Source organism: Candidatus Erwinia dacicola, assembly GCF_001756855.1.
In the GTDB taxonomy this organism is placed as follows: Bacteria; Pseudomonadota; Gammaproteobacteria; order Enterobacterales; family Enterobacteriaceae; genus Erwinia; species Erwinia dacicola.
The window spans coordinates 1-4,791 of the sequence record NZ_MAYS01000131.1 but is presented as its reverse complement, the minus strand read 5'-3'; the positions used below and the strand labels follow the sequence as shown (position 1 = coordinate 4,791).

At 50.7% G+C, this 4,791-nt stretch carries 4 protein-coding genes and 2 pseudogenes; 1 reads left to right on the top strand and 5 read right to left on the bottom strand.

Features of this window, described 5'->3' with window-relative positions:
* Positions 1 to 146: 146 nt before the first annotated feature.
* The 5 genes and pseudogenes from purB to BBW68_RS19085 form a co-directional block, all read right to left on the bottom strand.
* Entirely contained in the window at positions 147 to 1,517 is a 1,371-nt protein-coding gene (gene purB / locus BBW68_RS04040) for an adenylosuccinate lyase (RefSeq protein WP_070134107.1), read from the bottom strand.
* Between the two features lie 29 nt (positions 1,518 to 1,546).
* A complete protein-coding gene (hflD, locus tag BBW68_RS04035; protein WP_070134106.1) occupies positions 1,547 to 2,191 on the bottom strand; it encodes a high frequency lysogenization protein HflD in 645 nt (214 codons plus the stop codon).
* 24 nt (positions 2,192 to 2,215) lie between these two features.
* Positions 2,216 to 3,334, bottom strand: a complete 1,119-nt coding sequence (gene mnmA / locus BBW68_RS04030) for a tRNA 2-thiouridine(34) synthase MnmA (protein WP_070134105.1) — start codon at positions 3,332 to 3,334, stop codon at positions 2,216 to 2,218.
* Positions 3,335 to 3,551: 217 nt separating this feature from the next.
* Positions 3,552 to 3,699: pseudogene (locus BBW68_RS20530) on the bottom strand (NUDIX hydrolase); the annotation flags it as partial.
* 48 nt (positions 3,700 to 3,747) lie between these two features.
* Positions 3,748 to 3,870, bottom strand: a pseudogene (locus BBW68_RS19085) (23S rRNA pseudouridylate synthase); the annotation flags it as partial.
* A gap of 846 nt (positions 3,871 to 4,716) precedes the next feature.
* On the opposite strand from BBW68_RS19085, the gene BBW68_RS20525 reads away from it, so the two are divergent.
* The coding region (locus BBW68_RS20525; RefSeq protein WP_420835325.1) for an IS1 family transposase at positions 4,717 to 4,791 on the top strand (75 nt) is incomplete at its 3' end.

The window sequence follows — 4,791 nt, the reverse complement described above, 5'->3', positions numbered from 1 at the left end:
CAGTTGGTAATAAGGGCTGGATGAGAGCCGATGCTTCATCGGAAAGATCGTAACGAGCCATAGTTCAATGTGTTGTGGAAACAGGCAGTTACTATAGCTCAGGTGATTAAGGGACACAGCCTAGCGCCAGCCCGCTTTGGGAGGGGTTAGTTCAGGTCATCAACCATCTGCACAGCACGGCCAATGTAGTTCGCTGGCGTAATCGCTTTCAGGCGGGTTTTCTCTTCGTCAGGCAGAGCCAGACCGTCGATAAACACCTTCATGCCTTCGGCATCGACACGCTTGCCGTGGGTCAGCTCTTTCAGCTTTTCATAAGGCTTCTCGATGCCATAACGACGCATTACGGTCTGTATTGGCTCAGCCAACACTTCCCAGTTGTGGTCTAGCTCGTCTAGCAGGCAGTCGCGGTTCACTTCCAGCTTGGAGATGCCTTTCAGTGTTGCCTGGTAGGCAATCAGCGCATAGCCCACGCACACTCCGAGGTTGCGCAGCACGGTGGAGTCGGTCAGGTCACGCTGCCAGCGTGATACTGGCAGTTTGTTTGCTAGGTGCTGCATTACCGCATTCGCTAGGCCAAGGTTACCTTCGGACTTTTCGAAGTCGATTGGGTTAACCTTGTGCGGCATGGTGGAAGAGCCGATTTCGCCCGCAATAGTTTTCTGCTTGAAGTGGTTCAGCGCAATGTAGCCCCAGACGTCGCGATCTAAGTCGATCAGGATGGTATTGAAGCGAGCCATGCAGTCAAACAGCTCGGCGATATAGTCATGCGGCTCGATCTGAGTGGTGTACGGGTTCCAAGTAATGCCGAGTGAAGTGACAAACTCTTCGCTTAGCTGATGCCAGTCCACTTCCGGGTAGGCCGCAATGTGGGCGTTATAGTTACCGACAGCACCGTTAATTTTACCCAGCATTTCAATGCGTTTCAGCTGGCGCAGCTGGCGTTCGAAGCGGTAAGCCACATTCGCCATCTCTTTGCCCAGCGTGGACGGGGTGGCTGGCTGGCCGTGGGTACGGGACAGCAGCGGGATATCCCTGTACTGCACCGCTAGGTCTTTCACTGCGACGATGATTTTGTTCCAGTAAGGCACAATCACCTCACGGCAAGCGGTTTCCAGCATCAGCGCGTGCGACAGGTTATTGATGTCTTCAGAAGTACAGGCGAAGTGAATAAATTCAGATACCGCGTGCAGGGCAGGGACGGCTTCGACTTTCTCTTTCAGGAAGTATTCGACCGCTTTCACATCATGGTTGGTGGTGCGTTCGATGGTTTTGATGCGCGCAGCGTCAGCTTCGCTGAAATTGCTGACAATGGTATCAAGGAAAGCGTTTGCGTCAGCGTCAAATGCAGGAACTTCCTTGATCACAGCGGTTTTGGCCAGTTTCTGTAACCAGCGAACTTCAACTTCTACGCGGAATTTCAGCAGGCCAAATTCGCTGAAGATGCTACGCAGTGGGCTGACTTTGTCGCCATAACGACCATCAACAGGTGAGATGGCGGTCAGAGAGGATAATTCCATTGTTGCTGCTCCAGATCGGTTTAAAAAAATCAGGTTGGGGTCCCGTTGAGGAGGGCCAGAATCGCTTTCGCCTCATTGACTAAGCGGTTACGGGAAAACATCAGCTGCAGGCGGCTACCGCCAACCTGCTGCCACAGCACTGCCGCGCGGATACCCGCCAGCAGTGAGGCTCGAACTTTACTCTGCACCTGGGCATTTTGCAGAACCGCCGGAGAACCGGTGACCTGAATGCGCGGGCCGAGCGGGCTGATCACATCGACATAAATTGAGGCCATTGCGCTCAGCAGTGTATCAGACTCCAGACCGTAGTGCGCCAGCTGACGATCGAGTCGGGCGATGCGGCTGGAAAGTTCATTCAGCGCGGTTTTACTGGCGTTAAGCTTACGCTCCAACACCATCATGCTCAGGGTATAACGCGTCAGCTCGGTGCCCAAGCCCTGGCGGCTGTTACTTTTCAGCACCGCGATCAAGGTTTCTAGGCCAAACTGCAAATGGGCTTCATAGTCACCGTATACCGCCAGCGTGGAGGACGGATTGAGGTCCAGCAGGCTGTTCAGCGTGATTTTCAGCGCGTCTGGCGGGCACTGGCCCTGATGCGCCAGCTGTTGCACTAAGTGAGCTGACTGGCAGATGCCCGCCAGCGCCAGAGTAATATCATAATAGTTCTTCGCCACGTTTACTCCTGTATGCGGACCGAATTACGTGTTTACCAGCGGCAGGCGCTGTGCGATGGTGCCGCCACCAAGGCAGACTTCATCGAGATAAAATACCGCTGACTGGCCCGGCGTCACTGAGGCAACCGGCTGGTCAAAACGCACTTCGATGCGTTCTGCATCGATCGGGGTCACGGTGCAGGGAATATCTTCTTGGCGATAGCGGGTTTTCACCATGCAGCGCAGCGGGGCGCTCAGCACTTCGCGGTCAACCCAGTACAGCTGTTGGGCAATCAGGCCCACCGACATCAGGCGCGGGTGATCGTGGCCCTGCGCCACCACTAGCGTATTGTCGGCGACGTCTTTATCAACCACGTACCACGGGTTTTCATTGCCGTTTTTAGTTCCACCGATGCCCAGCCCTTTGCGCTGGCCGAGAGTATGATACATCAGCCCTTGATGCTGGCCTACGGTATCGCCATCTGCGGAAACAATCAGCCCCGGCTGAGCGGGAAGATAGCGCCCGAGGAACTCGGTGAATTTGCGCTCGCCAATAAAGCAGATACCGGTTGAATCTTTCTTCTTCGCGGTTACCAGCTCCAGCTGCTCGGCAATGCGGCGCACTTCGGGTTTTTCTAATTCACCCACCGGAAACAGGCTTTGTGCAATCTGCTCATGGCCGAGGGTGTAGAGAAAGTAACTCTGGTCTTTGTTGCCGTCAAGACCGCGCAGCAGGAGGTTTTTGCCGTCCACATCCGCGCGACGCACGTAGTGGCCAGTGGCGATATAATCGGCACCAAGATCTTCGGCGGCAAATTCGAGGAAGGCTTTAAACTTGATCTCTTTGTTGCAGAGAATATCCGGATTTGGAGTGTGACCGGCTTTATACTCCGCCAAGAAGTGCTCGAACACGTTATCCCAGTATTCGGCAGCAAAGTTGACCGTGTGAAGGTGAATCCCGAGTTTGTCACAGACTGCCAGCGCGTCGGCTAAATCTTCCGCCGCTGTACAGTACTCTTCGTCATCGTCCTCCTCCCAGTTTTTCATAAACAGGCCTTCGACCTGATAGGCCTGCTGCATCAGCAGCCAAGCGGAAACAGAGGAGTCAACACCACCGGACATACCGACGATCACTTTCTTCTGGCTGTTAGAGTTGTTTGACATGAATTACCCGGCTTTAAGAAGTCGTTAAAAAGGCGACTCTGGACTCTGATAGAATTGCGGCGCATTATATCATGCGTCTGCGATCTGCGCACTCTCGCTAAACGGCTACTGGAAGGCGCTGAGGATCTCCAGCGGGTAGCGTGGGGCGCTCTAGTAAATCTGCAGGCTTTCTGTCACCAGCGTCGAACGCAGCTTGCGCAAGGTGATAATCTCTTCCGGCGGTAGCCACCAGCAGCGTTTCATCGGCTTCCTAGATGCTTGGCAGGCTGATTCAGCCTAGCTCGTCCGCATACCCGTTCCACCACCACTAGGAACAGCCCTTCGGCTTGGACCACGGCGGCTACGGTTACGTGTGGTTTAAACATGGTGCTCTCCATTTGGTTGAAGCGCATGGGTTGCCACGCGCGAAGTCGTTAAATTCCGCTGCTGATATAGAGCCATTCGCTGGGGGCCAGCCCGTTGAGTTGCAGTGCCCTCATTGAATAGCGGATCAGACGCAAAGTCGGGAAGCCAATAAGTGCGGTCATCCTGCGTACCTAGCGGTTCAATAGCATTCGGTATAAGCTTTTGCCGGAGCATGAAAGGAGTTCCAGATTTTCGTGAGTAATGCCTCCTAAGGTCTCACTCATTGAGTCAGGTCAGTGAGCCCATCCGAAAGAGCACAACAGAATTATTTTAAATGTTTACTTATTCCATAAACAAGTAAAGGTGAGTGTCTCACGACTAGAAATAAGCAGTTTTTGAAATTCAATTTCGGTTTATTCCCCTCGCTGCCCATACAGACATTATTATTATCGCTATGATAAATATCATGCCCCGATATATTTGTGATGTTAAGTAATAATATATGTGCCTGAATTTTTTACGCCTTTTTTACTCTGAGAATAAAAATCTTCAATATGAATGATTAACTTATCCAATTTATATAGTTTTTCTGTATTCCATCACTGATGATATAAGTCATAAAATGCTTTCGTTTCATAATGCTCTTCTTCAAGAAGAATGTTATTTTCAATAAGAGTAGTAGCAAAAATACACTCACCATTTTAATCATTGTATTTTATCAGTCCAACTGTTAAGTTCGGAAATTTTTGAAAGAAGCTTCCTCTTTCTGAGAACTGACTTATACCGCTTCCGATGGCGTATAACTAACAACAAGATCATTTGCACTGCTATTAGAAAAATTTCTAATGGTTTTATTTCTGTTTCCCTCTTGCACTCTGAATACAGCATTTAAATTATTCTTCATTATTTGATATTATAAATAATAGCTGAAATATTTTCGAACGAAGATCACGACAACATCGCAATATAAGCATCTGGAGGTAATGCCTCTGAATGGTTGGATTTTGTGATATTCTGCCATTATTTGAGGTGTTGTTATTGCTACCGTAACTGTCCATTGTCCCCGCTGTGATTCCGATGTAGTTTACCGGCATGGACTCAGCCCAACTAAG